The organism is Okeania sp. SIO2B9 (assembly GCF_010672505.1).
GTDB lineage: Bacteria > Cyanobacteriota > Cyanobacteriia > Cyanobacteriales > Microcoleaceae > Okeania > Okeania hirsuta.
Genome location: NZ_JAAHGK010001327.1, coordinates 1 through 2,042 on the forward strand (window position 1 = coordinate 1; position 2,042 = coordinate 2,042).

The 2,042-nt window shown below is 40.2% G+C and carries 2 protein-coding genes and 1 pseudogene; 2 read left to right on the plus strand and 1 reads right to left on the minus strand.

What is annotated here, in order from left to right; translation table 11 throughout:
• A partial coding sequence (locus F6K13_RS30350; protein ID WP_287289456.1) for a DUF3067 family protein occupies nucleotides 1-272 on the minus strand: 272 nt, incomplete at its 3' end.
• Nucleotides 273-1,031: 759 nt separating this feature from the next.
• On the opposite strand from F6K13_RS30350, the gene petC reads away from it, so the two are divergent.
• The gene (gene petC, locus F6K13_RS30355; protein WP_124147625.1) at nucleotides 1,032-1,571 is read left to right on the plus strand and encodes a cytochrome b6-f complex iron-sulfur subunit; all 540 of its coding nucleotides are present in this window, start codon (nucleotides 1,032-1,034) and stop codon (nucleotides 1,569-1,571) included.
• 259 nt (nucleotides 1,572-1,830) lie between these two features.
• Nucleotides 1,831-2,042: pseudogene (locus F6K13_RS30360) on the plus strand (apocytochrome f); the annotation flags it as partial.

Below are 2,042 nucleotides of genomic sequence, written 5' to 3' on the forward strand. Positions count from 1 at the left end.
TGAGGAATACTAACTGCCTTACCTAGTCTAGGTCTTTCTTTTGTATTCTCAATGTAGTTCTTAACAGTTTCTACACCGCCAAAACCATTGATATAGGTGGCTATTGCATCTAAGTGGGCAAAATAATCTACTTCAGTCATCGGAAAAGATACTTGCTCAAGGTACTTCCACATTACCTGCACAAATATTTTGCCTTTTGTCCGCCGTAGTTGAATATCATAAGACTTACCCCACTTATCTAGTAATAGTTGATGTAATTCCTTGCCAGTTATCATATATTTTAGATTTTAGATAAATTATAACTTCTACAGTTTTGAGTTCTAAACACTAAATATAGTGTCGCACTATAGTTTTATTTAGGATTATGTAGTGTTTTTGCGTAAATTTTCAAGTTCAATAGTTAATTTGGGAAAAACTAACTATTAAACAAGTTTCCAAAAGTAAAAAATTATACTACATTCAAATAGCAGTCGAAGGAAAGGGCGCGGACATATCAAAAGCTTAAAACTCAGACAACGCGAAATTTTTCGGTCTTTCGGTCCTTCCTTCTGCTATAAATCTAATTATCTAGTCATAGACCTTGCAATCACAACATTTACATTTCTTAATGAAAAGAACAATAAAAGTTTAAATAATGTAATAATAATCAGGAAATGGTTTTAAGTTGCAATTTGTTTAACAAAATATTGTAAGCTGGGCTGTGGTCACAGACTAACAGCAATTATTTTTTGTCTGCACATAATTCACCTGTGGCAGTAAGCACGATAGAGACGAAAACGCAGCAGTAAATATATTGGTTGCCGGAGGACATACCTCCTCCGGAGCAGCTGCGCTAACGGAGACACAAAATCGACTTGGAGGGAAGCTTAACCCATCCCCTCCCTGGAGGGGAGCAAGAGGGGTGGGTGCAGCACTCCGTTAAGCGTCAACCCTTCGAGGATCTAAGGTTCGGTAATAATCTCCGTATCTTTAGGCCGTAGAGGATGTCAAAAACACCAAACGTACATTAATAAAAAACACTCAATCTATTCATGGCTCAAGCAGAAGGAACACCAGATGTACCCGATATGGGACGTCGCCAATTTATGAATCTTCTCACCTTTGGCACTGTGACCGGGGTCGCTCTTGGAGCGCTCTATCCAGTAGTTAACTACTTTATTCCTCCATCCAGTGGAGGTACAGGTGGTGGGGTGACAGCCAAAGACGCCCTTGGTAACGATATTATTGTTAGTGACTTTGTGGCCAATCACAATCCAGGAGAAAGAACTCTGGCACAAGGTCTAAAGGGAGACCCTACCTATGTAGTGATTGAAGAAGATCAAACTTTAGCTAACTATGGTTTAAATGCAGTTTGTACTCATTTAGGCTGTGTAGTCCCTTGGAATGGTAGTGAAAATAAATTTATCTGTCCCTGCCATGGCTCTCAGTACAACAGTACAGGGAAAGTAGTTAGGGGGCCAGCACCTTTGTCTTTGGCATTAGTCCATGCCAATGTTAGTGATGATAAACTGGTCTTCACCCAGTGGGAAGAAACAGACTTCCGCACCGGAGAAGACCCTTGGTGGACTTAAAGAAGCGGTCAACACTCAGCACTCAGCAATTAGTAGGCTCGTTTTTTTTTACCTTGAGAAGAGGAATTTTAACCCCGACTCAATCATCCAGCGTAATAGTTGCTGGGAATTTTTAACCCAGAGTTGCTAAAAGCTGAGAACTGAATGCTAAAAAATGCTAAAAGCTGATAGCTAGTTCAGAGATTTTTGATTCGTAAGCAATCAGTAAATCCAAAAAATTTGTAGAAGTTTTTGATTTTGAGAGAAGACAGAACAACTGATGTCAAAAATAGACCGATCGGCAATTTGGGGTAGTATGACTAAGGCCTTCGCCAAGATGATGGTAGTAGCGATCGCAACTATAGCTCTATTCCTAACCAATGATATAGTCCATCCCCAGGCTGCAAATGCCTATCCATTCTGGGCACAGGAAACTGCTCCAGCAACTCCTAGAGAAGCTACAGGCAGAATTCTTTGTGCTAACTGTCACCT

Excerpts from the sequence above, each read along its gene's own strand:
- petC (WP_124147625.1), top strand. The coding sequence starts at position 1,032 with ATGGCTCAAGCAGAAGGAACACCAGATGTACCCGATATGGGACGTCGC.